The organism is Pseudoflavonifractor sp. 60 (genome assembly GCF_009911645.1).
Taxonomy (GTDB): Bacteria; Bacillota; Clostridia; order Oscillospirales; family Oscillospiraceae; genus Lawsonibacter.
The window spans coordinates 19,754-46,307 of record NZ_QWKI01000113.1 but is presented as its reverse complement, the minus strand read 5'-3'; the positions used below and the strand labels follow the sequence as shown (position 1 = coordinate 46,307).

Here is a 26,554-nt window from a genome sequence, read left to right as displayed (position 1 = left end):
GCCAAGCGAAAAGGTGCAGTCAGCGTAAACAGCTTCATTGTTGCGTTAATTGAGAATGCGATGAAAGAGGAGGACACTTAAGATGTGCCCTCCTTATTTCTGCGGCAGTATCGGTGTCCGAGTTGGACACCGGCCTCCCCTGCCCGTTTCGTTCTCGCTGCATTCTGGGGCCCGACTGTCAAAATCCCAGACGTTTGGGAATTTGGCAATAGGACCCCGGTTTTAGCCGCTGTGAATGCCAACCAGCATTCTGTATTGCAAGAAAATAATGAATCTCCTGCAAAAGTGGTTGACATTTCAAGACTTATAGCGTAGAATGAAAGAAAGATTGCATATCCGGAGGATTAGGCGTGGCAAAAGAAACGATACGCTTGCCGCCCGATACCATCCGTGCGATTGAGCGCGTTATCAGCGGCGGCGGTGAAGTGAAGGTCAAACTGGACCGGGGGATTATTAAGGTCCAGGAGGTCCGGGTCAGCCTGGTGAGCGCACAGGAAAGCTGAATATTGTTCCTCCCCTGAATTGGCAGGGGCAGAAGAGTCAATTGGGACTATAGGCCAAGGTGTAAAAACCCTGGTCTGTAGTCCTGTTTTATTTTTCCGAGGAAGGAGTGAGCGGGCATAGGACGCAGACGAAAACGGCTGGGGATTGATGGCGACGATCTTTATGCTCACTGTGTTGGGCGCGGGAAACTTTTGAATGTGGAGACCGGCGTTTTGGCCAGCCCGGACTGGTACAAAGAAACTCGATTCGTTCACTACTGTAAGGATTGCCAGAAGGCCCAATTTGAGGACTTCTCTGACCGGTCAGGAATGGACATGGCCTTTTACCTGTGCTGTGCAGCGTACAACCTGCCGTTCATTCCGGAGGCGGTCCCGCCCCGAAGAAATGCCGATGGGGAGACCTGGGGTATCTACCTGGAAAACCTGAAGATGCTGGACCAGGACGTCACGGACAACGGGGAGCCCGCCGCTTTCTCTGACGGTATGACCGACCTGGCGGTGATTTTTGACGGAAAGGTCCCCTCCTCCCCCAGGTTTGCCGGAGGGCTGACCACCGGGGGCGTGGCGGAAAAGCTGGAAGGTACCCGTGCTCAGCGAAAAAACTGGGGGCTCTCATACAAAACCGCCGAGTACAAGGAACTGGACCGGCTCTATGGAATCCAGTCCAAGGCATACAAGGACAGCGGCATTGACGAGGAGCTGGAATTTAATCTGCGGGAGATCTGCAAGCTCCTCCTGCTCTACAGTCAACAGTTGGCTGACGGGCAGATCAAGCTGTCCAAGGAGACCTACAATGTCATTTCTAAGATGAAGGCCGATAACCTCATGCGGAAAAAGGACGAGGCTCCGGCGGCGGCCAAACAGGTGGACACTCTCATGTCCTGCCTTCAGCGCAACGGGATGGCGAAAGATGCCCAGCGGCTGACGCTGGAGGAGGTACAGCATTACATTGCAAACGACCATCCTCACTACGCTATGGGGCTGGACGTAGTGGACCAGATACTGGGGCTGCTGCTCAACACCATGCGCATTAACGAGGGCGCGGGGGAACTGAGTGAGCTGCCTGTGGGATTGCAGATATCCGGGCTCTGCTGTGGGTTGTGACGGTGGGGGGACTGCTGCTGGCCGCCTACTGTATCCGCACAGGCTATACCGGAGCTCTCCCCTGGCTCACCGCCATGGTGGGGCTGCCCTGGACCGCCCACGGCGTTGTCTGCTCCGGATATCTCAGTATGGCCAAGTCCGACCACAGACGGGGCGGGATCACTTATGAGGCAGCCCGGGCCGCAGGCTTTGGACAGGAGAGTGAGAACAGTCCAATGATTTAGAGGGGGCGGCAGATTGTCTATCGAGGATACCATTAAAAACGCCATACTGCTGTCCCCGCCCGCCCAACTGGCCGGAAACGGACCGGTTCCCGGGGAAACCGGGCAGCTGAAGTCCTGGATGGACGATCCCGCCCGGAGAATGCCGGAAAAGATGGCCCCCTATGCCACCGACTTTTTCGGTGCACAGGCCCAGGGGCTCGATCCGGAGGACTTCTGGGCGGAAAAATGGTATGAGATCCGGGCTGCCGACGTGTTTCCTTCCGCCTCCGTCTCCGACAGCTCCCGCCACGGAGACTGGAAGAAAATCGCTTTCCGCCGCCGGGATATCGACTACATTCCGCCGGGGGCCAAGATTTGGTTCTGGAAAAACTGCTGGCTGTCCTACAATCCGGAGAACATAGGCGGCGCCTGCTCCAGCAGCATCGTCCGCCGGTGCAACCGGGTATGGACCAGGTACGACTACTATGGAAACATCCTCCAGGAGCCCTTTGTGGTAGAGCGCAGTGCGACCCGGGCCAACGCCAACGAATACAACATTTACGAGGGCCTGCCTGACCACTACAACAACTGCATCATGCAGGCCAATCCCCAGACTCTGGGTGTGCTTCAGGAGAACACCAGGCTGGTCATGGGCGGGGCGGTATACGCTGTCCGGGGTCTGAGCGACTACATTCGGGAGTTTACCGAGGGCAAAGACAGCGTCCGGCTGCTTTACTTCTCTCTGTATTTCCAGCAGCCCACGGAACGGGATGACCTGGAGCTGGAGATTGCGGACGGAAAGTCTTTCTCCTGGGTCATCTCCGTGGATGGCCCCCGGCAGTTGAGCCTGGACCAGACCGCTCAGTTCTCTGCCTCCTCCCTCCGCTGCGGTTCTGTTCCCGACCGGGAGGCAAGTTACCTGTGGGAGAGCTTGTCCCCCACACTGGCGGTCAATGACGCCGGCCAGGTAACCGCCCTGGAGGAGGGAACTGGTACACTGCGGTGTATTCTTCAGCAAAATCCCAACATCTATACCGACGCGGCGGTGGAGGTAACGGCGGCGGGACTGAGCTGGTCGTCCTCTGTGCCGCAGCGGCTGGTGTGTTACCGCCCGCTCACCCTGGAGGTATCCAGCGGCAGGCCGGTAACCTGGAGCTTCAGCGGGCCGCCGGACAACCTGTGGGAGGCCAGCACCGGCGGTCGGACTGCGGAGCTCACGGCCTATTTTCCCAGCGATATTCCTCTGTCCGTCTCCGTGACGGACGGAGCGCGTACCTTGACCGCCGAAATGAGATTGACCGCGAGGTGACAGCATGACTAACAGACCGGAATGCCCCAAGGGGAGGCGAAAAACCGGCTCCCCCTGCGTGTTTTGTGAGGACGGAAGCTACTGTCCCCCACCAGTACTACTGCCCCGCGACCCGTCGGTATGAAAACAGCGGGTTTCGCAGGTGCAAAAAGCTGAATGGGAAACCGGAAAGGAGTTCCGAACATGAAACGAGTAATTCTGACAGACGAAATCGTCGCAAGCGCCGAAACTTATCTGCCTCTTGAGCTGAAATGCGGGATTGCGCGGGTTCTGGCGCCCGGATGCGTAGATTGCAGCGGCGGCCAGCCCCCTCTCTGCGTGGAGAATGTGGTGGGGCGGAAGCTGATGGAGCTGTTTGTCCTGGCGGGCTACTACCTCCATCTGGTGGACACATCGGGGCTCGCTCCTGTCAGATTTGTTCTAAACAATTTTGCTTGTGGAATTTGGCTCTGATTATCTGCATTCTCTCCATTATCCATGTGGTTTGGGCTATCTGATTTTTTGTTGCCATTATGTTGCCAGGAACTACACTTGATTATTGGACTGTAAATATCTCTGGTGGTTTGCATAGTCATATAATAGCCGTGTAATCTCTGATAGCACTAAAGAAACTTTTGTTTCCCAATTTAAAAATTCTTGTTGATCCACTCCAGCCCTTGCATTACCATGTGCAATTGAGTTTCTTCGGTTTACTAGCGCATCAATCTCGCTACGATATTGCTCAAACATATCTATTGGCAAACCTATCTTATACAAATTCTTCTGTAAAACAATGTACCATAAGTTTGATTCTGTATCAACCACGCTATCTTCAACCACAAGAGTAGTATCTCTAAAGGTATCTAGTTGCTCCATAAAATCAACTCGCCTAAAAAAACGATGAAGTGATGTATCCTCCGGAAGCTCACGACGAAAAATAGTGCATTTTCGATCTAAGTTCTCATACGCCAAAAATTCTTTATGCATACCCGCAACCATCAACCCAGAAATGGCGTCTTTCCTTAAAATTTGTTGCGAATTTATATATTGAATATAGGTTTGTAGCGCAATCTTAATATATCCTTCCATATGCGAATATAAGATTAAAACTAGGCTTTTTCTGTATCGTCTCTGGTCATTTTCATCAGAGATATTGTTTAGTTGGTTTTTAAAGAAAGCAAGTTCTTCCTGACGCCAAGCCAACTCAGCCTCTAGCGCAGCTCGAAGTTCATCTGCCGTCAAGGATTTCTTGCACTCCTTCCGTAAACAACTCAATTCGTTTTTTTACTCCATTCACGCTACCAGTTTTATAAGATTGAAGTTCTGTTCCATATTTAATGTCACAAATACGTTCCTTAATCTTATCGCCACAGGAACAGGTTTTTATTTTATCAATTAAGCGAGCTACTGGAACAGCAATACCATCAAAGTAGTAAAGGACAAACTCGTTTCTTACTGTACCACTTTGTGTTTTGCCGGAAAAAGCTTCTTCTCCAAACTGTTGATTAATAAAAGCAAATGTGTCTTGAAAAATTTGCTTTTCCTTTATATAGTCAAAATAACCCTCAGTTATTGTCATTTTTTCTAAATAGCGAGTTAAATACTCTGTTACCGGATACCTATAACTCTCCATATCATTTTTTGTTGCAAAAAATCTAAGAACTAATTCTTGATCATATTTTGTTTTTGACTTCTCATAGCCTATGCGCTTAATGACTGATCTAAAGTTGTCATCTCTACTACATTCTTCAAGAAAATCAATTGCAGTTGACCCAAGAAGTCTAATCGTACAGTTTCTAATTTCTTGAGCCGATAACAGTTCGCCACCGGTGTTTAATCGCTTAAACATATGATATTTGAGAGATGTTTCACTTTCCTTTTTTATTACCTCCATTCGGACAAAACTTCTTTTAATCTTTATCTGGAGGGCCTTAGGGAGCATATCAAAATTCAAACCATTTAAATCAGGGACAATATCACACCCCTGCAAAACTAGAAAATCATCTTCTGTTTCTCCCAGTTTTTCCCCCCTGAAATGAAGATAGCTTGAGATTCTCTGCAACCCATCAATAAGCTCATATACGCCGTTTTGCGTTTCAATCACAAAAATAGGAGGGACCGGCATTTCAAGAATTAGTGACTCAACAAACCGGGACTGTTTTTCCTCTTCCCAACGGAACAAACGCTGATAATCTGGAGCTATTGTCAGTTCTCCATCCTTATACATATCATACAACTCGTTAAATGAGACATCTAAGCTTTTGGTTCGAATTTGAATTATTTGACTATCAACATTTTCAATTAAATTTTCAAGTGCCATTTGTGTTTCCTCCGCTTTTATACCAGAGCTACCAAATACCAAAGCAATGTGAAATCCTACTCAGCAGAAAAATCTTCAAGATTCATTTCCATCTTATAATAGAAATCAATATCGCTAATTATCAGATTTATAGAACCTTCATCGAGCTGTAACAACCATGTTTTGATTTCATTGATTGTTATAATTTCTTCAAAAGCCTTTTTGTATCGTTCCTCTACAACTACCATACCGCCAGATTTTTCTTTAATATACTGTTCGATCTCATGCTCCATCATCTGTTTGCTCTTAGTAGTCTTAATCACAAAGCTAATCGGAAAATGTAAAACTTTATCAATATCCAAGAGATATTTATCGTAGTTATTTACCTCTGTCACTTGAAAGAACCGCCCTATAGGGCGCATTACAAAATCAATACCACCATCATTTGCATTCGTTCTTCCTGTTTTGAAAAGTTGCAGATATTCTTCATGTATCTCTTCGATGGTTAAGCCGATATAAATTTTCTGCGTTTTATAATGGCTTTTCAAAATAGCAAAAGATATGATTTCAAATATTCGAGCTTCAGCATCTTCTGTCAATAAGTCACTAATCTTCAGCTTTTTCTCATCAACGCTTGTGGCCCGTTCTATTTGCTGATGTGTGATAAAGAAGTAGTAGAAGTGTAAAAAATTTTGCCGTTCCTATCCGGCGTTTGCGCATTGCGCCGGATAGGTCGGGCGGTCATTCGGGCAGGTCTACCTTGCCAACGAAAGAGTAATAAATATCAATGTCCTGTCTGCGTGTGCCGTTCTCGTCATAGCTGCACTCATGCACAACGATTTTCTCCACAAACTCACGCAAAAGGGTAGGGGTAAGTTCTTCAAAGCTGGTGTACTTGCGGACAACATTCATAAACTTTTCTGCGTTTACCGTGGCTTCCTGCGCTTTGGAAAGCTCTGCCCGGATAGCGGCGGCTCTCTCTTTCAGTTCTTTCTGCTCGGCTTCATAGTCTGCCGACAGCTCCGTGAAACGCTCGTCTGAAATGCGCCCGGTCACGCTGTCCTCATACAGCCGCTTGAAGATAGCGGATAACTCGCTGATACGCTTCTCGGCGGCTTCCAGCTCCTTTTTCCTTGCGGCGTTCCTGCGCTTGCCCCCGTCCTCGTTCTGCTCGATCAGCAGCTTCATAAACCGGGCTTCGTGCTTCGCTGCATAGCTGGTGACTTTCCGCAGATTGTCGGTCACTCCGGCGGTCAACAGGTCGGTGCGGATAAAGTGCGCCGTACAGTCACGGGTACGCTTCTTGTAGCTCCCGCAGATATAACAATCCTGCTTGCGGGTGGCGTTCTGGTAACGCTGCTGGTAAAGGACGCTGCCGCAGTCGGCACAAAAGAGTATGCCGGAGAATAAGCCCACTTCATCATAGCGGTTCGGGCGTTTGCGCTGCTTGCGTAACTCCTGCACACGCTCCCACATCTGGGTGTCAATGATAGGCTCATGGTGGTTCTCGAAAATCGCCTGTTTCTCAATGGGGTTCTCTACGCTGTGCTTGGTCTTGTAGGACGGCTTCTCCGTCTTGAAGTTTACCAGACAGCCCGTGTACTCCCTGTTTTCAAGGATATGTACCACGGTATTGGTCGCCCACTTGCACTCATAGCCGGGGTGGTAGCGGCGGGTGCTTCCCGTCCGACGGTATTCCAGCGTTCCCGGCGTGGGGATCTCCTGCTCTGTGAGCATACGGGCTATCTTGGTCGGCCCGTTCCCGGCAAGGCACAAGCTGTAAATCTGCCGCACAACAGGGGCGGCTTCCCCGTCAATGATAAAATTTTCGTCCTCGTCCATAAAGTAGCCGTATACGGGTTTGCTCGTGACGGGCTTCCCGCTCATACCCTTAGACCGTTTTACTGCTTTGATTTTCTTGCTCGTATCTCTCACCAGCCATTCGTTAAAAATGTTCCGCAGAGGGGCAAAATCATTGTCGCCCTGTGCGCTGTCCACTCCGTCATTGATAGCGATAAAGCGGACGCCTTTCTGTGGGAAAATCATTTCCGTATACATTCCCACTTGCAGATAGTTTCGCCCTAACCGTGACATATCCTTGACGATAACGGTGCCGACTTTTCCGGCTTCAATGTCCGCAAGCATGGCTTGAAAACCGGGTCTTTGGAAGTTCGCCCCAGAATAACCGTCATCTGTGTACCATTGCAGATTGGAAAAGCCGTTCTGCTTCGCATAGGTTTCAAGAATACGCTTCTGGTTTGAAATAGAATTGCTCTCACCTTGCAGCTCGTCCTCGTGGGATAATCTCGGATAAAGGGCGGTAATAAGGTTTCGGGTGGTCTGTCTTAACATAGTGTCCTCCATTTCCGACAGCCAGCCCCACTATTCCGTATGACTATCATACCACACGCCGGGGCTGGCTGTACAGTCCTTTCTGCTTCTTTACGTCCCGTCAAATTGCCGATTTTTGTGTAGCAGCTTCCGCTTCCAGCACTTTCAGCATTTTATCGGCGGCGGTGGCGGTGGTGTCCTGCTTGAAATAGCCGGAAACGACAAGGACAGAATTACCTATGCGGATTTCCGTCACGCAATCCGGGCGGCGGGTGCTGCGGTCATTCTTTGGGGTGTTGGTCATAGGCGGCTCTCCTTTCTGTTCATCAGCTTTTTCAGTTGTCCCATTTTCTCCTGCGCCGTGGCTTTTCGGAAGTTGCTCCCGGTAAAGCGGACAGGAGAACACATTTCAATCAGACGGTCATAAATGCGGGCGTGGGCGGTGTCCTCCGGGTGCTGCAAGTCCTCCAGCGTGAGATTAGTCGTGACGATCAGCGGCCTGCCGCTGCGGTAACGGCTGTCAATCACGTTGTAGACCTGCTCTAAGCCGTATTCCGTTCCCCGTTCCATTCCAAAATCGTCAAGGATAAGCAGCGGGAAGCTGCAAAGTCGGGAGATATATTCATTCCTGCCCTCAAAGCTGGCGGCAAGGTCACCCAATATCAATGCAAAGTTTGTCATGCACACGGGGATTTCACGCTCCATAAGGGCATTTGCGATACAGCCCGCAAAATAGCTCTTGCCTGTGCCAACGCCGCCCCATAGCAGATAGCCAATGTTGCGCTCTTTCATGGTTTCCCAGTTCTCCACATAGAAATGGGCGTGTTCCATTTGCGGGCACTTGCCGTTGTCGTTCTCAAACGTCCAGCCCTGCATAGCCGGGTCTGTAAAGCCCCGCCGCTTCAACCGCTCGACAGTTTCAAGGTGACTGCGCTGTTTCTCTGCGGCTTCCCGTTCCTCACGCTCTGCCCGCTGGCAGTCACATTCTGCCGGGTGGCGGTCACGCCCCAGCCATGCGGCGGTTTCTTTGGGGAAATAGCCCTCTTTGGGCTTGTGGCACTTCCCGCAGTATAAAAGCCCGTCCTCGCCGGTGTAGTCCTCCGGCTCCGGCGTGGTGTCGGTCATATTCAAAATCATTTCATCAAATCCATTCGTCATAAGCTCTCGCCCTCCTTACAGGTATAATCGGGTATGCCCTTTTTCGGGGCTTTCTTGGCTGCGTCCTCCTGCGCCCACTTGAAAATCGTGGCTGCATGGCTCTTGTATTTCCTCCCGCTGGAAGCGATATGGCAGGATAGGCGGTCAATGTAATACTCCCACTTGCCGGGAAGCTCTGTTTTCAGCCCGTCAAGCTCCGTATCGGAAAGAATGACATTGTGGTATCTGCCATAGGCGGCGGGGGCGGGGTGTCCCGTTTCTAACTCTCTCTCTTTTTCTATTTCTATATCTATCTCTTTCTCTATCTCTATCTCTGGTGGACAAATGTCCGCTCGATATGGTGGACATTTGTCCGCCCCTGTCTGCGGCAGGGCTTTTTGTTCCTGCAAAGCCAGCCGCGCCCTGCGCTTGCGCTCCCCCTCGGTAGAGGACTGGCCGATTAAAAGCTCAATGTTGCTCATGTAGAGTGCGCCGCTTGGCAAAGGCTCCACAAGCCCCAGCTTCATAAAGATTTTCAAAGCTCTCTCTACGGTACCTACCTGCTGGCGGGTAATGGTCGCAATCATCTGGGCGGTGTAGGGGATATTCTCGTCAAGCTGCAATTTCCCGCCGTTTTTCAGCGATTTCAAGTACAGCTTCAAGAGAATGTTGGAATAGATAACGCCGTCCTGCATACTTTCCAGCAGAACGATTGCATCATCGTCAAAATAGCTCTCTTTCAGCTTGAGGTAGTAATATTTGCGGTTATCTGCCATAGGCTGCGTCCTCCTTTTTCCAGCGTTTGGAATAATAGCGAGGGCATAGTATGATAACCGCCCGGAAGCTCTGTTTGCAGTCACGGGTGCAGCCCCGGCATAGGTCGTTGTAAGTGATACGGTTGCGGTGGTTGAGGAAGAAAGACCATTCCAGCCGCCGCTTCTTGCTCATTCTCGGCAATGGTAAGCTCCTTTCTGCCGTTCCTATCGGTGTAGCGGGATAGGGGGCATTTTCTGTATGTTCTCGGTATCATTTTCGGGCTTTTTCTGCCCTGTAAGCCCCGTTTGGAAGTCGGGGAGTATTGCGGTAAGGGTTCATATCATACCTGTATTTTTGTAGGGTTTCGGTATCATTTCGGGGCGGTCTTTAACGCTCCTGTTCACGCTTTTTCTGCTGGCTCGGTGCGCCCCTTAAAATCTGGTCGATATTGCGTCTGACTGTCTGAAGCTCCTGCGCCCGCTGGCGTTTCTCCCGGTAGTCGTTATATCCGGCGTTCTTCTGGACGGTAAGCTGCTCAATCTCCCTTTGCAGGGCTTTGCTGGCTGGCAGCTTGGTTATTCCATGCTCCCGGAAATAACGGGCGGCTGTGTCCGCTATGATAAAATCGCTTTCGTGCTGTTCCCGGTAGGCTCTCCGGGCTTTCTCCGATTTCTGCGCTTTCAGACCGTCACGGGCGGGCTTCGTGCCGATATAGCCCAAAAGGTTGCGCTGCAATTCCTTTTTCTCCCGGATAGCGGCTTCCAGCCCTTTCAGTCCGGCAAGGCTCTCCTGCGTGGCGGTGTTGGCTGCGGAAATGGCAGCGTCCAGCTCGTCCGGGGAAGAAAAGCCATACTGCTGGTAGAGCATGAGGGTAGCCGACATCTGTTTGAGGTTGTGCATGGTCGCCCACTTCTCATAGCCCCGTCCTTTCCCCTCGGCTCGCTTGGCGGCTATGTCTACCATGCGCTGTACAGCGTCATTGTTCGGGGCGTTTTTCGCTTCTTTTTTCGTCCGTAAGCGGTCTTTGATACTGCCGGGGTATTCCGCTATGGCTGCGGGTTTTTCGGCGGCTCTGGCGGCGTTCTGCTCCAAAACGGAGAGGACAGCAGCCCGGTCAAAATCGTCCCCCAGCTTCCGGGCGGTAATTGGCTTCGTCCTGTCCGGCGTGAGGTAACTTAGCCGCCCCCGGCTCTCCTTGACGGTCACACCATGCCGGAGAAGCAGGGCGGCAAACTCATCAAAGCCGGAAGCAGCGGCAAGGGCTTCCCGGATAGTCCGGCGCAGCTTCGCCTTATCCGTTTCAAACTTGGTCTGCCGGGGCGCGATACCGTCCGCAGCAATAGGGGCGTTGGCTCTGTCAAGGGCAGCCTGTCCTTTCTTCTGCGCCCAATACTCACGCTCGGTAATGCGTTCTTTGCTGCCGTTCAAAAGGTCTATCTGGTAAAGCCCCTCGCTGTGGCACATCTCCATGACTTCGGCTTTCAGATAGTTCATAGCTGCGTCCGTACAGCGGTGCTTGCAGCCTGCTTTCCTGTCCGCTGGCCTGTCCATGTGGGGCAGCATGGGAACCTCCGCAATCCGCAGACTGTTAATGACGATATGCACATGGATATTTTCGGTGTGGCTGTGTCCGTCCGGGTGGGTGCAGACAAGGGCCTGGTGTCCGGGGAAATGCTCGGCGCAGAACTTCTCGCCCAGCTCCTGCGCCCGATCAACGGTCAAGCCGTTGTCCGGGCCGTCCCGTGGGTCAAAGCTGATGATGTAGTGGTGGCTCTTTACGTCCTCCCGTTTCTGGTTCTTGCCGTAGCGGAGATTGGAGCGCATACAGGCAACGGCAAAATCCTCCCCGCCACAATTCAGAGAGGATATGCGGTAGTCTACCCTCGGTATGAGCCGCCCGTCTGCGTCAAGGGTGGGCTTCATGGTAAACTCGTCATGCTCGAATGTGAGGTATTTTTCAGCGTCCCCGTAGTTGGCATTTTTAGAGCTGATATGTTTGAGTATCGCCAACGGCTTCACCTACTTTCTGCAAGACTTCAAACTTCAAGGCGGCAAGGTCGGCGGCGGCTCCCCGCACTTCCTTTTCCAGCCCCCGGTAGGGGCTTCCGTATTCGTTCAGGCTCCGGGCAATCTGGTTTAAGTTGCCGCCGATTTTCCCGTACTCTGCCGTGAGCTTGGAGAGGGCGGCAAGCAGCCCGTCATTGACCGGGGAAACGGTGACAATGGGGCGTATGGTCGCTTTCCGTATGGCTTGCCGGATAAACTCGGACTGGCTGATTTCATAAGCCGCCAGCCGCCCGGTGAAGTCGGCGTATTCTTCATCGGTCATGCGGGTCTTTACCACATGACGGCGGTGGGGCGTATTGTATTTCTTTCGCATGGTCTGTGACCTCCTTTCTCGCCCGACAGGGCGCATAGCAGGGTTTGGGGAAGGCACTCCCCAACAAGATTCCCGCAGGGGCAAAAATAAGCGGAGAGCGAATTTTGGCACCTCGGTAGAATCTTGCTCTGAAAAACTCCGGCGTTCCCCGGCTCCCGTCCTTTCCGCTAACAAAACGTTTCAAAAGGGCTTTGCTACCCGCTATTCCGGCTTATCTTGAAAATTTTCCTTTCACTACCTACAACACCACGCAAAGCAAAATGGACGGAGATTTTTAGAATTTCCCCTCTATTCCCTACAACACCACGCAAGCCGGAATAGGCGGACAATGGCAGTATTTTTTTCTTTGATACCCTCTACGGATAAGTAAGGGATTTTGCCAACTGCGGCGGCTATTTTCCCTTTTGTTTTTTCATACTGGGGATTTTCAAAAATGCCAAACAGGAACGAAAAAAAGCAGCAAATCTGTTGAATAGATTTACTGCTTTCTGGTTGCCGGCGAAGCGGCGGTTATTCAGTTGTAGGCGGTAGGGCTATCTCCCAAAGCGGAACTTGAAAATAGCTGTGAGAAGCGTCTGGGTGATGTAGTCCTCTGTATCTTGGTCTACCCGTCCATTCACACGGGCGGCACATTGTATGCGGCGGCGGTAATACTGCAATACAGTTCCCACCGCTTCCGGCTCCCCGCTGGCGGCTTGGACGATTGTTTCATAGGGGAGAAGCCTATTATTTCTCATATGCCATTCCCTCCATTTCCGCTTGGAGCTGCCGTAGGGCTTTTCGGATATGGTAGCCCGCTGTGCTGCGGCTGCGCCCGTACTGTCTGCCAATTTCGTGCTGTGGAATACGCTTGAAAAAGGACAGGTAAATCATTTCCCGCTCCCGTTCGTCCAGCCGTGACAGGGCTTCCGCAAGTAAACCGCTGCTGAAAATGACCGTATCGCCGCAAAGGGTAAGTATGTATTCCTCGTCCGGCTCCGGGGCTTGGAAATATTCATCTGTCGTGCCTAAAGGGTAGTGCTTTTCGTCTGTGAGGTATTCAAGGGATATTTCTCTTTTGTGCTTCCTGCTCCGTGTCCTCGCTGCGTTGATCGTTGCATTTCGGATAACGACTTTGCAAAAGGCATGGAAAGTGTACTCGATATGTTCCCGATATTCTTCTGTACAGGTCATGGAAAATCCCCCTTTCCTCCCAAAAGGGCTGTGGCTGGTTAGTAGTTGCTTTTTATGATAGTAAGGGGCGGCAGCACTTTAGGCTGTCGCTCCTTGACTGCCTAACTGCAAAACCGGGCGGGGCTGTCAACGGCGGGCGAAGCCCGTTCATCTTGACCGTTGACTGGCTCGGCCGGGTTTGCTATTTATCCGGCAAACTTGAATTTATTTTAAGCTATCACGTTTTACCTTTTTAAGCCTTACTATCATTACCATAGGAATTTCTTTATTGTTTTTGAAACATTCTTCATAAAATCCATCAATGACAAATCCAGCTCTGAAACAAAGGTTAAAAATATCTTGTATGGAACGATGATAATAAATCTGCTCCTCCGGCTGCCCTTCGATCGCTATATCATAGTAACTGTGCGGTGTCATATATTTTTCAGTCAATGTGATAAAACAAGGGTGCTGCGTTGCAAAGACAAAAATCCCGTTTTCCTCCAATAGTTCATAAACAGCCATAAAAAGCGGTTCAATATCCGTAATATCCATAATTGCCATATTAGAAACTGCTTTCGTAAAGGCTCGATTTCTTTTTAATCCTAATAAGCTTTCTCTATTGGTCGCATCCGCTACGCAAAACTCAATTTGTTTTGCATATTGTGATCGCCGTCTTTTAGCCAATTCTATCATTTTTTTGCTGTAATCAAAAGCGACGACCGAAGCGCCTCTCTGTGCAAGATACGAAGAATAATTTCCATTGCCGCACGCAATATCCAAAATGTAATCCGAAGGATCAGGAGAGAGAAGTTCCGTTACTTTGGGACGTACTACCTCTCTGTGAAATTCATTGGATTCGTCACCCATTGCATCATCCCAAAATTGTGCGTTTTTCTCCCAGATCTTTTTGCTTTCCTCTGTTCCCATGTTCTCTCCCACTCCCAAAATTTGCCTTTTTGCTTCCATTAAATCTTCCTTACTATATTCCATTGTTACCCTCCATAACTTCTGATTGTTGCCGTCTTGACTATTATGTATCTTTTCTTTCCAAAATGGTATAGGCTTTTATTTTTATAATGCTGCAAAACTTTTCTTCTGTAAGGTATTCAAAGGATATTTCCCTTTGCCGCCGCTATTGGAAAGCCAAAAGCAGCGGCTTTTTTACGCGATATGACCGAAAAGACTAGAAAGCAGGATATGTCATCATTTGTCATTTCTTCTCAATGTAATAACTGCATGGCATATCAAGCCAAATACAAGAGAAAAACAGCCACCGCCAAATAGTGATGCTCCCCACCCTGCACCCGACATTGTCATAAAACCGCCAACAAAGAAAATACCAATGCCAAGAAATATCCCGACACCATAAAAAAGTCCAATTGCCATATCATACTTATTAAATTGTCGTTTCTCTTTTTTTCACATGTTTCCATTTTTGTTATTACCTCCTTCGCAAAATCGTCCATGTGGACTCCAAAAAGAAAACAAATTTTTTTCAACGTATTTAAATCGGGTTCATTAACATCTCTCTCCCAATTCGATAGCGCCTGCCGGGTAACATTCAATTTCCCAGCCAGTTCTTCCTGTGTCATTCCCGATTGTGTTCGCAGATGACGTATTTGCTTTCCTGTTGTAATATCCGTCTGTTTCTGGTTCAAAATGGTTCCTCCTCTCTGATGCTGATTTTATCAATGATATTTCGCAATAGCCAGCAATGAACGTTTGCATTGCGCAAGATGTTACATTATCTTCTGAAACATATGCCGGATCTTGTCTAAACGGCTGTTCGGGCGGCGTGGCTGAAACACAGGCTCGCCGGAAGTTTCCTGATACCCTTTTAATTCTGTAATGCAGACACTTCTTCCATTTGTATAAAAATTCAAATCATTTCTATATTCACCAATACAACGGGCAGGGATTTCCCCCTTAAAAATAACTTCATCTTTTTCAAGTCTGGTTGATTCAATGATTGCGCAATACTTTGGTGCGTCATTATAAGCCCGTGAAAGATATTCCTGCGGTGCAAAAAGGGTAAAGGAAAGGTATGGTTCCAACAGTTGTGTTCCTGCTTTTTTCAATGCCTGCTCCAACACGACAGGCGCAAGAAAACGAAAATCAGCGGGGGTGCTGACCGGGCTGTAATAAACTCCATAATCAAAACAAATTTGGCAGTCTGTCACTCCCCAGCCATATAAGCCCTGCTCCATTCCATAACGCACACCCTCCATGACGGCATTTTGAAAACTTTGGTTTAAATAGCCGAGAGATACCTCGCTTTTATATTGTGTTCCGCTTCCAACAGGAAGCGGTGTTACAGTCAAACCAATAGATGCCCAAAACGGATTCGGCGGCACTTCAATATGAATCGTGTAGCTCGCTTTTTTTTGCGGTCTTTCCAGATAAATAACCGAAGGCTCTTTCATAGCCACGCCCACATGATATTTTTCTTCTAATAGCGAACAAATAACTTCTAACTGTACTTTTCCCAAAAAAGATAATATAATCTCATGTGTAACAGTATCAATGTCAAAATGCAAAAGAGGGTCTGTATCAGCAATCTCTGTGAGGGCATTTAACAGGGCTTCCCTTTGCTCCGGCTTTTGCGGCTCTACCGTTGTCCGAAGTAATGGCATGGGATTATCAATCCGTGTTTTGTGAGGCAGGAGTTTTTCATTTCCCAGAATGTCGTTCAGTTTCAAAGTATCATCAGCTAAAATAACAATTTCTCCCGGACAGGCATGGTCAACCGGGACGATTTCACCATTTGACGGAATACACATTTCTGTAATCTTTATTTTTTCCTTTTTTGACAGCAGCAGGGTATCCCGTAAATGGAGCGTCCCATGATACAGGCGTAAATAAGAAAGCCGTTTTTTCCGCTCTGTATACTCAACCTTAAAAACATATCCACATAATTCAGACTGAATATCGTCTGTTTCTGTAATGAAAGTTTCTGTAATCGCTTCAATCAGTTTTTCTGTTCCTAAATTGTCTTTTGCACTCCCATGATAAACAGGAAACAAAGAGCAGCATCTGGTTCTTTTGCACTTTTCATATTGTAATTCCTGTATATCCAAAGAATCCTCTGCAACATATCGTTCTAATAGTTCATCGCTTCCGGAAATAATCATATCCCATTTGTCCAAATCAGAAATATCGGTCATGGTTATCTTTGGCGACAGGGAAACCTCCTGCATGACAATCATATCACTGGTAAGTTTATCTTTAATGCTTTGGTAAACACGCCGCAGGTCGATCCCATTTTGGTCTATCTTATTTATAAAGATAATTGTCGGAATGTCCATTTTCTGAAGCGCATGGAATAATATACGGGTTTGTGCCTGTACGCCGTCTTTTGCCGAAATGACTAAAACAGCTCCGTCAAGGACAGATAAAGAGCGGTATGCTTCGGTTAAAAAATCCATATGACCGGGAGTGTCCACGATATTGATTTTATAATCATTCCAGCAAAAAGAAGTAACCGCTGTCTGAATGGTAATTCCGCGCTGCCGTTCCAAAATCATAGTGTCTGTTCTTGTAGTTCCTTTATCCACGTTTCCTTGTTCCGCAATCGCTCCACTGGTGTACAGCAGGCTTTCCGTCAATGTTGTTTTTCCTGCGTCTACATGGGCGAGAATTCCAATATTGATTATTTTCATGTGATTGTCCTCCTTTTACAGCCCCAAAAGGGCATAAAAATCCCCAGCAGTAAAATACTTTTACCACTGGGGATTATAATTTGCGGACATACACATATACAGCATACACCTGTTTGTGATTGCTGTTTTTCGGATATGTCAAAATTGATAAGGCAAAAGTATTCTTAAATTGGGTACAAAAAACCAAGCCCCCACAAAAGGGACTATCATAATCCTTTGTTCCCACTATTTGATTATAGTTTTATTTAAGAATACCTTGCCGCATATTTTTTACTCCTTTTTTGGAATGATGCTATTATATCACATTAGTTTTAGGAAAGAAAGTACCTAAAAGAAATTTTTCTTCCCCTTATATGTAACAATCATACCGACTTTCTGGCGTTCAGAATGGTTTCTGCTGTCTGCTGTGGTGTTTGGTTGGAATTGTCCAGCCAAAAGCCGATCCGTGGTGTTGTCTGCATAAATGTATCGTATAAGGTTTCAACCGTAAAGCCGGAATAGCCTGTTTTCTCCCTGTATCGTTCCCTTCCTTTTATTGTTTCCACATCTGGACAAAGAACGACAACCTCAACAGGGTATTTATGCGGCACAAAAAATATGTACATGTAACTAATTCAACACATTTATAATTTGAATAGGGACATTATAGCATTTACTAAATACAAATTCAATGTATACGGAAATAAAGATATAAGGAGTGGGAAGGATTCCGCCGTAGTCGGCATTGTAGGAAAATCCAAAAGTTTAGATTTTCCCACAATGCTTATCTTTTGGTCTTTGGTTCGGAATAGTGTAGTGCTGGCGGTCTATCTCTTGTTTTCGGTTGCTTGCTTCCTTACCGTACATGAGCATTGCTGCAAGGGCAGTAAGTAACGCATGGTCTTTTTCTATCAGGAGATCAACATACTTCTCTATAATTTCTTTTGCGACCCGACTAATATCTTGGCCTAACACATATAAGAAATCAATGTGTAATGCGTATTTTCCATCATTTATAATTATAAGGTCCTTATCTGTATGAACTTTGTTTCGGAACTCTCCGTTTACCCTACTATTTAAGGCGTGGTTCTGGAGTTTGCTTCCTCCATACAATCCGCGATAGAAAACAAACAGCTTTGTATATTCGTACCCTTCAAACTTTTTGTATTTATCCGGTTTGCCAAAGAACTCATCTACATAAAAATTCAGAATTGAGTAGATGGCATAGTAATTCGCCAAACTCCGCCTTGTTTTTGCTGTTCCATGGATTGCTCCGGATTTCTTATCCAAATATTGAATTAGCAAGCTTTCTTCGTATATCTGCTGAGATTGGCCCGGAAAGTGCTTTTCTATAATTTCTCGAACAAAGCTTTCCATTTTTAGCCCCTCACATATTTTGATTTGGCAGTTGTCTTTCGCCTCTTTACCTTCTCTATACTCTCACCCTGGTATGTGCTAGCAATTCCAGTTCTCCTCAAACCAATCCTAAAATATTCTTCATTGATATCAATCCCAATAGCCCTACGATTCAAGCTGACGGCTACAGCTGATGTGGTGAAACTTCCTGCAAATGGGTCTAGTATAAGATCACCTTCATTTGAAGATGCCTTAATAATTCTCTCTAACAAAGACTCCGGTTTCTGTGTTGGGTGGTTCTCATACTCGTCCATTTTGAAACGGACACGAGGAAACGTCCATACATTACCCGGAACTTTCTGCGTATTGTAGGGTTGAGGTGGATCTTTTCTGTAATTGATAAGCTTTCGTTGCGCACCAGTCTTTGCTTCCACCAAAACATCTTGTCCATTGAAAGTGTACCGTGAATTTGAGGATTTTGTTACCATCAAAATAGGCTCATAAAGTGATCCAAACATTTTCTTTGATTGAACACCAGAACTGTCATATGTCCATACTATTCTACATAGGACATGATACTTTTGGCTCATATAAATATCAAGATATGGCATGTGCTGCGTCGCCGTCATAAAATACAAAGTGCCATTATCTTTTAGTATACGCATACATTCATCGAGCCAAATTTTGCACCAAGCAATATAATCTTCAACAGAGTTCCATTTATCTTGATTGTTTCCAAAGTCCTTACCGATATTATATGGAGCATCTGCAAAAATCAAATCAACAACACCGCTTTTGATTTTTCTCAATACACTGATGGCGTCGCCCAAAACTGCAAGAGAATATTTGCTATGCTCTTGAATTAGGTCATCGGTTGTGATAAAGATGTCATTAAAATCATATTCCGCTAAATGGAGCGGTTCTTGCAAGACAGATGCGTTTGTTTCAATATAATCAAATAAAGTTTGCTGGCACATATTAATCCTTTCCTCGCACTGATGTTCCACAAACTCCACTCGCATAGTTGGGATATCATTAACTATCCATTTTGTATTATAACAGCATCTTCCTCTTTCTTCAATCCTTTTTGTGCTAAATCACAGAAACATTTTAGGTCAGTCATTTCGGTGCAGGTTGGTTATAAGCAAGGTTGCAGCAAGACTATGCCCTGCTGCAACCAATCATAATAATCAGCGAGTGACTTGTATCCCTCGCTCCTTTGCCCAGGCGCTGGCCTTGCTGCGCCGTTCCTCGCTATATGGGGCAGTTAGCCGGAAACTCAGCCACCCTTTCTCGATCTCGAATGCCATCCCGCCCTGCCCATCGTCGTCCATCTGCCTGCACAGGCTGGGGTATTGCTGGGCGTCAAGGATTTTGAGAGGAGGTCCACAATGCCGATCATAAATGGAAAATATAAAAATCCCGGGTGGGTTAATAATCAGCAGCCCCCCATCAGCGCGGAGAATTTGAACGACATCAGCACGACCCTGGAGAACCTGGACGCCCAAGGCGGCGGGGGAAAACGCGTCTGCCGGTTTGTTGTCGGCACTTCCACCGCCGGGTGGACCGCCGCCGACTGCGACTACTTGTGCGACGGAGTCGATGACAATACCGAAATCCAAGCCGCGCTCACTGCCCTGACAGGCGGGGGAGAGGTTGTGCTCTTGGACGGGACCTATCATCTGGGCGGCCCCATTACCGTCCAGACAAATGTCAGCCTGCGCGGAAACGGGCGGGCCACCGTCCTCAAGCGGGCCACTTCCGGGGGAAACGGAGCCAACGGAGTTCTGATATCCCTCTTGTCCAATTGCGCCCTGCTCAATCTTGCCTATGACGGGAGTGGGTATCCTCTGGCGGCGGGGCAGTCCAGGATTGAAATTGTCCTTGCAGGCGGGTGCCGGATTCAGGGGTGCAAGTTCTCTCAATGCGCAGATACCGCGCTATGCTGCGAAACCTTTGGGGGATTCTATCAAATCGACGCCTGCTCATTTGAGAGCGGTGTGACAGCGGTGTTGATTTCCTGCTCCGGAACGGTAGAAATCACCCGCAACAATTTTATGGCGGATACAATCCAATCAAAGCGGCCCTCCGGGACCAGGGTCGCCCCTTGTGTCCATATCTCCGATAACTTATGGTCTTCAGCGGGGACGATTCTCCTCAGCGACATTGGCAACGGCAGCATTGTTGCCAATAACACCTGGCTGCGTGAACTCCAACTGCTGAACACCTCCGATACGGTGTATAACTTCAGCTCCAGCTGTCTGGTGAGCGGCAACATCTTTTTCCCGCCCAGCGCGGGAACCACCGCCATAATATTGGGCCCCGGGACGGGCAACAATTTCATCTCAGGGAACCTTCTTGTTGAGTGGTATGGTGCGGCCCCTCCGAAGGTCGAAGACAACGGGACCCGGAATATTGTTCAATTCAATAGTACCGGGCAGGGCAGCGGTGGTATTAGCTCCCAATTGGTCACCCTGTCCGCCTCCGGCTGGTCCTCCAACCGGCAGATGGTCACTGTGCAGGGCGTCTCCGCCAACGAGGCGGCTCAGCTGATAACCCCTGTCCCCACCGCCGCCAGCCAGACCGCATACTACAACGCCGGAATCAAGCTCACCGCCCAGGCGGCAAACAATTTGACCTTTACAGCGGAGGCCGCGCCCACGGCCACCCTATCGGTGTACGTCAATATTCAGGAGGTGGAATAATGCTGAATAATCCGGTCATTATCCAAGCGCCGCAGGGAGATATCAAATTTCCGGTTTACGCAAGCACAATTACGGTTCGTAATGATTCGAATTACGAGGTATCGTTCGATTATTCAGAGAATAAAAACGGGAAAATCTCCCCTGCTGTAATATATATTTCAAAGAAAACCGCTCAAACTCTGTATAATGTGCTGCCTGGTGTATACTTTGTCTGCGTATCGGTTGTTGATGTGGGGAGCTCTTCACCGTTTGTATTGGCTGACGCGGTATCGACTAACGAAAATATAATTACTGGATTGCGCATGGGCTACTTTGACCAAGGAAAATACATTTCTTTTATCGGGAGAGTTATGAATTTAACAAGTAATGGCAGCGCAACCATTACAATCACCTAAAAAAGAGGAGCAATTATGCTGAAAACCAACGTAATTCAGAAGACTTACCAAATCACCTGCCGCGCCCCCTCCGGCGGCAAGACAATTTTCGTGGTGGAGGCGGAGAGTGAAGCGGCCGCCCTGCTGCGCAATCCCTGCCCGAATGGGTTGGAGCTGGTCGAGGTGGTGGAGCTGTGAGCGGACAGGACGAGGTGCGGGCCATCCAAAAAGCCCTGGAGCCCTGGGTCCGAAAAATTGCCGAGGACGCCACACGCAGCTGCGTCCGCCGCCGTACCATGACCGTGGTCTCCGCCCCCAACGGGACCACGATGGGAGTGCAGGAGCCCTTTGACCCTGCGGTAATGAACCTGCCCTATCTGGCCTCCATGGCGGGGGCTAAGGCAGGCGACACGGTAACGGTGGAGTGGGTGTATGGGCTGAGCAACGCCGTGGTGATAGGATAAAAAAGGAGGGGCGCTATGGCACTCTATCAGCCGACCAACATATTTCCCTCTTCCTTCGCCGGACAGGGCGGTGGAACGGTGGACGCCGCCCAGCCGCTCACCGTCTCCTGGCAGGTCAATGGAAACTCCGCCCTGACGGCCTACCAAATCGAGATTTTCCAGAATACCGGTGCGGCCAGCCGGGTATACAACAGCGGAAAAGTAAACATATCTCCATTCTGGGGCGTCAGTGCAACGGGAGAAATCCAATACTTCTCTGTGACCATCCCCAATGCCGGGCTGGTCAACGGGTACGCCAACGGCTACAAGATGCAGATCACCCAGTTCTGGAATGGCGGGAGCGTGCAGCAGCTGTCCCCCTCCTGGTTTATAACCCGTGCCGCCCCCTCCCTGTCCATCCAGTCCTTTGCAAATCCTGTCACAGGGCGCAAGGCGGAGTTTACGGCTCTCTATACCCAGGTGCAGGGGGACGGGCTGGACTGGTTCCGCTGGATGCTGTGCGAGGCGGGCCACGAGGACACCCCTCTGGAGGACTCGGGGAACATCTATGGCTCCGGGGAGATCAAGGTCAGCTACGACGGCCTGTTTACCGGCGCCAGTTACCGGGTTAGATGCCTCATCCAGACCGAGAATGGCGTGAGAGCGGATACGGGGTGGACCGATTTTACCGTTCAATACCAGGTGTCGGATATGCTGGGCTATGTGGATGCCTGCCGCCATCCCATTGAGGGAATTGCCCTGCGGTGGCCGCTGGTGTCCTACATCCCCGGTACGGCCTCCGGACCCTATACCATCCAAAACGGGATCCTGAATCTCCCCGCCGGGTCCTCTGTCAGCTGGACAGAGCGCAACGGGGGCGCGCTGGACATTGACACACCTTGGACGCTGGCCTGGAGCGGATATCTGCCCGCCTCCGGAACGTCGCCGGTATTTGAGATTGCGCCGGGGCTGACCTTCCATGTGACGCCCGCTTTGGTGCGGCTGGAGCTGAACGGGACTGTCCTGTGGTCGGACAGTATGCCGGGGATCGTGCCCAATAGCCCCATGCGGCTTGTGATAACCCCCAGGGAGGTCCACTTTTATCACATCACCCGGCAGGGGGGACTGTTTCCCCAGACTACTCTGTTCCCCTCTCCAAGCCTGTACCCCAATGGCGGGACCTACTCCTGGCGGAAGATCACCTACCCTCTAACCTGGGTACAGCCGGCCATTTCGGGAATTACCCTGTACGGAGAGCAGAGATGCCAGTGGCTGACGGTGTTGGCCGGGGAGGCGTCCGGTACGCTGCTGAATGACCTGCTGACCAATCTGGCCTTTGAGCTGGACTGGACGCTGGACACTCGCTTTTTGGCGGGATTCTATCGGGGCTTGAACGGCGGAAACATAGCCCCCGTGGGCGACACCATTACCGGTATCGCACTGTACCGCCGCCGGGAGGGGGAAAGCCGGTTACACCTGGTCGCCAATCTCCCCATTGGCACCTTTGAACTGCTGGACGAGGGATTTCGCAACCAGGAGACCTACACCTACTACCTGTTTGTCATCGGAGGGAACACCTATGTCTCTGCCCCGCTGATCTCCAATCCCATAACACCCATGTTCTGGAACTGGACCATTCTGCGCACACAGCTGGAGGATGGGGCCTACCATGTGAAGGAGGCCCACGTGTTCCGAAATTCGGTGAGTACCGACAGCATTACCAACAACAATGTCCCCCAGCTTTTACAGAATTTTACCCCCTATCCCAACCGCCAGCCCAGCTCCTGTAACTATCAAAGCTCCACGCTGACGGGCTACATCGGGGAGGTGGACTATAAGAGCAACCAGTACCGGGACACCGTGGATATGGCGGACCGGCTGAGGGCCCTGTCGGTGAGCTTGGACCCCAAATTTCTGCGGGACCGGAAAGGGAATCTGTGGAGAATCGAGACCGGGGCCGCGGTGTCCTTCCAGACCGGGGACAATCAGGCGCCTCAGCCCTACTTCGGAACCTTTCCCTGGGTCGAGACGGGAGATGCGGAGGGGGTGTCTATCATCAGCGGCCCCGGAGACTGGAATGGCGGGATGGAGCCGGAAGAGAAGGCAGAACGGGCGGCCATTGTGGTGACGGCCCCCGCTGGCTCCCTGGTGACCATTGCCGCAAACGGCGCTGTAGTCCTCTCTGAGACGTGGGCGGGGCCGGTGGTGTATTATCCCTCCACCAGCGGAAACTACGCCGTGAGCGCCGTCCTGGGGCCGGATTCCGCCCAAAAGACGGCTGTGGTGAGCGGAGACTTGACCTACTATGTAGGACTAGTGTTTGAAGGAGCCATCACCCTGACCGCCAGCGGGCCAGCCGGCAGCAGCGTGACCGTGACGGGGAACGGATTCAATCAGACGAAGGTGATTCCTTGACCATCTGCCGTCTTTGACAAAAAAAAGGAGGAAACTATGGGAACGGTGAGTTTTGAGGTCCCGGGGCCCGGCACATATCAGGTAACATGCGACCCCAAACTGGACACGCTGGCCAACAGCGGTACGGCGGGAGACGTCCTGGCGGGGAAGCAGTTTTATAACGACCAGAACGCCCCGGTGACGGGGACGATGCCCAACAATCCGCCCCAGCAGGTGAGCGTGGCAGGCGGGGAGAGCTACACCATCCCCCGGGGCTACCACGACGGCACGGGGAAGGTGACGGGGACCGGGGCGGCGCTCCCCGCGCTGACTAATCCAGGGGAGCCCGGGGACCTGCTGAAGGACAAGCAACTGATTGACCAAAGCGGGAACGTGGTGACGGGGACCCTGGAGCTGGGGACCAGCACCTCCGACGCTACCGCCACGGCGGGGGATATTCTCGCCCCCAAAACCGCCTATGTGGCTGCCGGGAAGGTGACCGGGACGATTGCAACCCGGGGAGACAGCGACGTGACCGCCAGCGGCCCTCAGGTGGCGGTGCCAGCCGGGTACTACCCCCAGGCGGTGAGCCGCTCGGTGCAAACCGCTGAGCTGGGAGCTCCCGCAATAGCAGTGGATAACGCTGGAGAGATTACCGCCACCGTTGCCCAGGATGAGGGGTACGTACCTGGCAGCACAAAAACAGCCACAATGCAGCTTGATACGCAAGGAGCGCAGACTTTAATCCCTGGGGCCGCCAATCAAATCATCCCGGCTGGGAAATACTTGACCGGAGCACAGACCGTCCAGGGGGACGCAAACCTTCTTCCGGAAAACATCAAAAAAGGGGTATCGCTGTTTGGCGTGGCGGGAACGTATGAATCTGGCCTGCCTGCCTATGTGCGCACCATCGCCCTGACTGCTGACCCGCCGGAGGGCGGCACAGTAACCGGCGGCGGGGGTTGCATCGGACGGGATGATAGTAACTGTGAATACCATTTCATTGGATGGCCATAGATTTATGAATTGGCAGGAAAATGGGAAAAACGTCTACAATGCGCCAGAGTATACCTTCGAGGTTACAGGCGACCGAAATCTAACAGCAATATTGGAAAATGTTTCTGGAAGGCTTCCTTTAGGGTATCGGGAGGTCGAGTACATACAATCGGATAACTATTGCGGTATTGATACCGGATATTCCCCAAGTCTTTATGATGACAAAATTATCGTAGATATAATGGCAGAAAATTATACAAGTGGAGATGAATATATATTCGGGAATTTACTTGTATCAAACCGAAATATTCGATTGTATAGAACATCTTCAGATACTATAGGCGTGCAAACATCTTCGCTAACAAAATCCATAAGTGCAGATATATCCAATGTTAGGGCGCTTATAAATTGGGACAGTTTAGCACGTGACCTTCGTATCAATGGCGAGTTTGTGACAAGTGTTAGTAGAGTTGGTTACTCAGGGGGAAGATTGTACTTATTTTCCCACGAAGCATCTAATAAAAGTATTAAAGCCAAGCTCTACTCCGCTAAAGTATACAATCAGGATTCGCTTATACGTGACTTTATCCCCTGCATAGATCCGGCTAATACCATTGGGCTATATGACCTTGTAGAGGGGCAATTCCACCAAAACGCATGGAGTGGAATGCTAACCGCTGGCCCCGCGGTCTGAAAGGAGTGACCCCAAGCCATGTAGCGACAAAGCGGCTTACAGCAGCGCCAAAGGTCCTGGTGCATAAAAAATGCCGCCCAGTCAGGCGGCAAATCAGGTATTTCCGTAGTGTGTCCCGCACTGGGCAATTTCCAAAACCCCATTTCGGACCCGGTAGACAAGGCGGTTGGTCCCGTCGATGCGCCTGCTCCACCAGCCCCCAAATCCTCCTTCAGCGGTTCCGGCTTCCCGATGCCTTGAAAGGGGTCCCGCTCGGCGTCACGAATGAGCTTGTTGATGCGCTTCACCATTTTAGGGTCCTTCGCCTGCCAGGCTGTATACTCCTCCCAGGCGGAATCAGACCAGCACTTAATCATCCTGTTTCTCCATCAGCTCATGGACTGTACCCTTCCCGATGTCCAACTGGGCAACGGACCGGCGCAGGACGGCTTGGTTGGCCTCGTTCCAGAATGGGTCGGCGGAAATCTCAAAGGGGATGCGCTGCTCCAGGAGGGTCTTTTTTACGAAGATATTGACGGCAACGGAGGCGTTCATCCCCACTTCCGCGCAGAAAGCGTCAAAGCGGGATTTTACATCCTCATCCATGCGGACGCTGAGGGTGGTTTGGGCCATAAGGTCAGCTCCCTTCTAAAATGTATGGATATTGTAACACAGTGTAGGAACACTGTCAATAAAAACACGACCGCCCTCACAGGCGGCAGGATTTGACAAAACACGGCGCAGAGAGTATGATAAGCGTGCCCGTCAGCCAGACGGGACGAAGTGCGCTGTTACATACAGGCGGTTGGCCCACCGTTA

The 26,554-nt window shown here is 50.0% G+C and carries 30 protein-coding genes and 2 pseudogenes; 12 read left to right on the top strand and 20 right to left on the bottom strand.

Features of this window, described 5'->3' with window-relative positions; translation table 11 throughout:
• Nucleotides 1–350: 350 nt before the first annotated feature.
• From D1646_RS12770 to D1646_RS12750, 5 genes are all read left to right on the top strand, one after another.
• Nucleotides 351–503 carry a hypothetical protein gene (locus D1646_RS12770; RefSeq protein WP_160636814.1) on the top strand — a complete coding sequence of 51 codons (153 nt, stop codon included), beginning with the start codon at nt 351–353 and terminating at the stop codon, nt 501–503.
• A 213-nt stretch (nt 504–716) separates the two neighbouring features.
• Nucleotides 717–1,607, top strand: a complete 891-nt coding sequence (locus D1646_RS12765; protein ID WP_160636813.1) for a hypothetical protein — start codon at nt 717–719, stop codon at nt 1,605–1,607.
• 2 nt (nt 1,608–1,609) lie between these two features.
• On the top strand, nt 1,610–1,831 hold the full coding sequence (locus D1646_RS12760; protein ID WP_243154158.1) for a hypothetical protein: 222 nt from the start codon (nt 1,610–1,612) through the stop codon (nt 1,829–1,831).
• A gap of 13 nt (nt 1,832–1,844) precedes the next feature.
• Nucleotides 1,845–3,119, top strand: coding sequence for a hypothetical protein (locus D1646_RS12755; protein ID WP_160636812.1), 1,275 nt, complete (start codon nt 1,845–1,847; stop codon nt 3,117–3,119).
• Nucleotides 3,120–3,302: 183 nt separating this feature from the next.
• Complete coding sequence (locus tag D1646_RS12750; protein WP_160636811.1) at nt 3,303–3,572, top strand: hypothetical protein; 270 nt, start codon at nt 3,303–3,305, stop codon at nt 3,570–3,572.
• A gap of 72 nt (nt 3,573–3,644) precedes the next feature.
• Here the strand turns inward: D1646_RS12750 and D1646_RS12745 are convergent, their stop codons facing one another.
• From D1646_RS12745 to yhdJ, 18 genes and pseudogenes are all read right to left on the bottom strand, one after another.
• On the bottom strand, nt 3,645–4,340 hold the full coding sequence (locus tag D1646_RS12745) for an MAE_28990/MAE_18760 family HEPN-like nuclease (RefSeq protein WP_160636810.1): 696 nt from the start codon (nt 4,338–4,340) through the stop codon (nt 3,645–3,647).
• A complete protein-coding gene (locus D1646_RS12740; RefSeq protein ID WP_160636809.1) occupies nt 4,327–5,418 on the bottom strand; it encodes a DUF262 domain-containing protein in 1,092 nt (363 codons plus the stop codon). The genes D1646_RS12745 and D1646_RS12740 overlap by 14 nt, the downstream gene beginning before the upstream one ends.
• Nucleotides 5,419–5,474: 56 nt before the next feature.
• Nucleotides 5,475–5,996 carry a hypothetical protein gene (locus D1646_RS12735; RefSeq protein ID WP_160636808.1) on the bottom strand — a complete coding sequence of 174 codons (522 nt, stop codon included), beginning with the start codon at nt 5,994–5,996 and terminating at the stop codon, nt 5,475–5,477.
• 142 nt (nt 5,997–6,138) lie between these two features.
• A complete protein-coding gene (locus tag D1646_RS12730) occupies nt 6,139–7,749 on the bottom strand; it encodes a recombinase family protein (RefSeq protein WP_002605633.1) in 1,611 nt (536 codons plus the stop codon).
• A gap of 100 nt (nt 7,750–7,849) precedes the next feature.
• Nucleotides 7,850–8,032, bottom strand: a complete 183-nt coding sequence (locus D1646_RS12725; protein WP_002605634.1) for a transposon-encoded TnpW family protein — start codon at nt 8,030–8,032, stop codon at nt 7,850–7,852.
• Nucleotides 8,029–8,886: an ATP-binding protein gene (locus tag D1646_RS12720; RefSeq protein ID WP_002605635.1), complete on the bottom strand. Its 858-nt coding sequence runs from the start codon at nt 8,884–8,886 to the stop codon at nt 8,029–8,031. Before D1646_RS12720 ends, D1646_RS12725 begins: the two co-directional genes overlap by 4 nt.
• A complete protein-coding gene (locus D1646_RS12715) occupies nt 8,883–9,641 on the bottom strand; it encodes a phage replisome organizer N-terminal domain-containing protein (protein ID WP_002605636.1) in 759 nt (252 codons plus the stop codon). The genes D1646_RS12720 and D1646_RS12715 overlap by 4 nt, the downstream gene beginning before the upstream one ends.
• Nucleotides 9,631–9,822: a hypothetical protein gene (locus tag D1646_RS12710; protein WP_006058351.1), complete on the bottom strand. Its 192-nt coding sequence runs from the start codon at nt 9,820–9,822 to the stop codon at nt 9,631–9,633. Before D1646_RS12710 ends, D1646_RS12715 begins: the two co-directional genes overlap by 11 nt.
• A gap of 186 nt (nt 9,823–10,008) precedes the next feature.
• On the bottom strand, nt 10,009–11,631 hold the full coding sequence (locus D1646_RS12705) for a relaxase/mobilization nuclease domain-containing protein (RefSeq protein ID WP_002602093.1): 1,623 nt from the start codon (nt 11,629–11,631) through the stop codon (nt 10,009–10,011).
• On the bottom strand, nt 11,603–12,001 hold the full coding sequence (locus D1646_RS12700; RefSeq protein WP_002602094.1) for a plasmid mobilization relaxosome protein MobC: 399 nt from the start codon (nt 11,999–12,001) through the stop codon (nt 11,603–11,605). The genes D1646_RS12705 and D1646_RS12700 overlap by 29 nt, the downstream gene beginning before the upstream one ends.
• A 533-nt stretch (nt 12,002–12,534) precedes the next feature.
• Nucleotides 12,535–12,738 (bottom strand): helix-turn-helix domain-containing protein, encoded by a 204-nt coding sequence (locus D1646_RS12695; protein WP_002602095.1) that lies wholly within the window; start codon nt 12,736–12,738, stop codon nt 12,535–12,537.
• The gene (locus tag D1646_RS12690) at nt 12,728–13,174 is read right to left on the bottom strand and encodes a sigma-70 family RNA polymerase sigma factor (RefSeq protein WP_002602096.1); all 447 of its coding nucleotides are present in this window, start codon (nt 13,172–13,174) and stop codon (nt 12,728–12,730) included. Before D1646_RS12690 ends, D1646_RS12695 begins: the two co-directional genes overlap by 11 nt.
• 204 nt (nt 13,175–13,378) lie before the next feature.
• A complete protein-coding gene (locus D1646_RS12685; RefSeq protein ID WP_002602097.1) occupies nt 13,379–14,146 on the bottom strand; it encodes a class I SAM-dependent methyltransferase in 768 nt (255 codons plus the stop codon).
• 323 nt (nt 14,147–14,469) lie between these two features.
• Nucleotides 14,470–14,814, bottom strand: a complete 345-nt coding sequence (locus tag D1646_RS12680) for a helix-turn-helix transcriptional regulator (RefSeq protein WP_002602098.1) — start codon at nt 14,812–14,814, stop codon at nt 14,470–14,472.
• Nucleotides 14,815–14,895: 81 nt separating this feature from the next.
• Complete coding sequence (gene tet(32) / locus D1646_RS12675; protein WP_002602099.1) at nt 14,896–16,815, bottom strand: tetracycline resistance ribosomal protection protein Tet(32); 1,920 nt, start codon at nt 16,813–16,815, stop codon at nt 14,896–14,898.
• Between the two features lie 362 nt (nt 16,816–17,177).
• A pseudogene (locus D1646_RS23980) lies at nt 17,178–17,399 on the bottom strand (phosphotransferase); the annotation flags it as partial.
• Nucleotides 17,400–17,559: 160 nt separating this feature from the next.
• Nucleotides 17,560–18,171, bottom strand: a complete 612-nt coding sequence (locus D1646_RS12665) for a hypothetical protein (protein WP_160636807.1) — start codon at nt 18,169–18,171, stop codon at nt 17,560–17,562.
• A gap of 2 nt (nt 18,172–18,173) precedes the next feature.
• Entirely contained in the window at nt 18,174–19,127 is a 954-nt protein-coding gene (yhdJ, locus tag D1646_RS12660; protein WP_160636806.1) for an adenine-specific DNA-methyltransferase, read from the bottom strand.
• Nucleotides 19,128–19,541: 414 nt separating this feature from the next.
• Between yhdJ and D1646_RS12655 the strand changes: the two genes are divergently transcribed.
• The 7 genes from D1646_RS12655 to D1646_RS12625 are packed head-to-tail and all read left to right on the top strand — an operon-like array spanning nt 19,542 to nt 25,756.
• On the top strand, nt 19,542–20,855 hold the full coding sequence (locus tag D1646_RS12655) for a hypothetical protein (protein WP_160636805.1): 1,314 nt from the start codon (nt 19,542–19,544) through the stop codon (nt 20,853–20,855).
• A complete protein-coding gene (locus tag D1646_RS12650; RefSeq protein ID WP_160636804.1) occupies nt 20,855–21,250 on the top strand; it encodes a hypothetical protein in 396 nt (131 codons plus the stop codon). Before D1646_RS12655 ends, D1646_RS12650 begins: the two co-directional genes overlap by 1 nt.
• 15 nt (nt 21,251–21,265) lie before the next feature.
• Nucleotides 21,266–21,427, top strand: a complete 162-nt coding sequence (locus tag D1646_RS12645; RefSeq protein ID WP_160636803.1) for a hypothetical protein — start codon at nt 21,266–21,268, stop codon at nt 21,425–21,427.
• Complete coding sequence (locus tag D1646_RS12640) at nt 21,424–21,693, top strand: hypothetical protein (protein WP_160636802.1); 270 nt, start codon at nt 21,424–21,426, stop codon at nt 21,691–21,693. The genes D1646_RS12645 and D1646_RS12640 overlap by 4 nt, the downstream gene beginning before the upstream one ends.
• 15 nt (nt 21,694–21,708) lie before the next feature.
• Nucleotides 21,709–24,087: a hypothetical protein gene (locus D1646_RS12635; RefSeq protein WP_160636801.1), complete on the top strand. Its 2,379-nt coding sequence runs from the start codon at nt 21,709–21,711 to the stop codon at nt 24,085–24,087.
• Between the two features lie 36 nt (nt 24,088–24,123).
• Nucleotides 24,124–25,083, top strand: coding sequence for a hypothetical protein (locus tag D1646_RS12630; RefSeq protein ID WP_160636800.1), 960 nt, complete (start codon nt 24,124–24,126; stop codon nt 25,081–25,083).
• Between the two features lie 4 nt (nt 25,084–25,087).
• A complete protein-coding gene (locus D1646_RS12625; protein WP_160636799.1) occupies nt 25,088–25,756 on the top strand; it encodes a hypothetical protein in 669 nt (222 codons plus the stop codon).
• 93 nt (nt 25,757–25,849) lie between these two features.
• On the opposite strand, the pseudogene D1646_RS12620 reads toward D1646_RS12625, so the two are convergent.
• Nucleotides 25,850–26,112 (bottom strand): annotated as a pseudogene (locus D1646_RS12620) (Txe/YoeB family addiction module toxin).
• Nucleotides 26,105–26,368 carry a type II toxin-antitoxin system RelB/DinJ family antitoxin gene (locus D1646_RS12615; protein WP_160636798.1) on the bottom strand — a complete coding sequence of 88 codons (264 nt, stop codon included), beginning with the start codon at nt 26,366–26,368 and terminating at the stop codon, nt 26,105–26,107. The pseudogene D1646_RS12620 and the gene D1646_RS12615 overlap by 8 nt, the downstream one beginning before the upstream one ends.
• Nucleotides 26,369–26,554: the final 186 nt, after the last annotated feature.

Excerpts from the sequence above, each read along its gene's own strand:
- D1646_RS12750 (WP_160636811.1), top strand. The coding sequence starts at position 3,303 with ATGAAACGAGTAATTCTGACAGACGAAATCGTCGCAAGCGCCGAAACT.
- D1646_RS12740 (WP_160636809.1), bottom strand. The coding sequence starts at position 5,418 with ATGGCACTTGAAAATTTAATTGAAAATGTTGATAGTCAAATAATTCAA.
- D1646_RS12730 (WP_002605633.1), bottom strand. The coding sequence starts at position 7,749 with ATGTTAAGACAGACCACCCGAAACCTTATTACCGCCCTTTATCCGAGA.
- D1646_RS12725 (WP_002605634.1), bottom strand. The coding sequence starts at position 8,032 with ATGACCAACACCCCAAAGAATGACCGCAGCACCCGCCGCCCGGATTGC.
- D1646_RS12720 (WP_002605635.1), bottom strand. The coding sequence starts at position 8,886 with ATGACGAATGGATTTGATGAAATGATTTTGAATATGACCGACACCACG.
- D1646_RS12715 (WP_002605636.1), bottom strand. The coding sequence starts at position 9,641 with ATGGCAGATAACCGCAAATATTACTACCTCAAGCTGAAAGAGAGCTAT.
- D1646_RS12700 (WP_002602094.1), bottom strand. The coding sequence starts at position 12,001 with ATGCGAAAGAAATACAATACGCCCCACCGCCGTCATGTGGTAAAGACC.
- D1646_RS12695 (WP_002602095.1), bottom strand. The coding sequence starts at position 12,738 with ATGAGAAATAATAGGCTTCTCCCCTATGAAACAATCGTCCAAGCCGCC.
- D1646_RS12690 (WP_002602096.1), bottom strand. The coding sequence starts at position 13,174 with ATGACCTGTACAGAAGAATATCGGGAACATATCGAGTACACTTTCCAT.
- D1646_RS12685 (WP_002602097.1), bottom strand. The coding sequence starts at position 14,146 with ATGGAATATAGTAAGGAAGATTTAATGGAAGCAAAAAGGCAAATTTTG.
- D1646_RS12665 (WP_160636807.1), bottom strand. The coding sequence starts at position 18,171 with ATGGAAAGCTTTGTTCGAGAAATTATAGAAAAGCACTTTCCGGGCCAA.
- yhdJ (WP_160636806.1), bottom strand. The coding sequence starts at position 19,127 with ATGTGCCAGCAAACTTTATTTGATTATATTGAAACAAACGCATCTGTC.
- D1646_RS12655 (WP_160636805.1), top strand. The coding sequence starts at position 19,542 with ATGCCGATCATAAATGGAAAATATAAAAATCCCGGGTGGGTTAATAAT.
- D1646_RS12650 (WP_160636804.1), top strand. The coding sequence starts at position 20,855 with ATGCTGAATAATCCGGTCATTATCCAAGCGCCGCAGGGAGATATCAAA.
- D1646_RS12645 (WP_160636803.1), top strand. The coding sequence starts at position 21,266 with ATGCTGAAAACCAACGTAATTCAGAAGACTTACCAAATCACCTGCCGC.
- D1646_RS12635 (WP_160636801.1), top strand. The coding sequence starts at position 21,709 with ATGGCACTCTATCAGCCGACCAACATATTTCCCTCTTCCTTCGCCGGA.
- D1646_RS12630 (WP_160636800.1), top strand. The coding sequence starts at position 24,124 with ATGGGAACGGTGAGTTTTGAGGTCCCGGGGCCCGGCACATATCAGGTA.
- D1646_RS12625 (WP_160636799.1), top strand. The coding sequence starts at position 25,088 with ATGAATTGGCAGGAAAATGGGAAAAACGTCTACAATGCGCCAGAGTAT.
- D1646_RS12615 (WP_160636798.1), bottom strand. The coding sequence starts at position 26,368 with ATGGCCCAAACCACCCTCAGCGTCCGCATGGATGAGGATGTAAAATCC.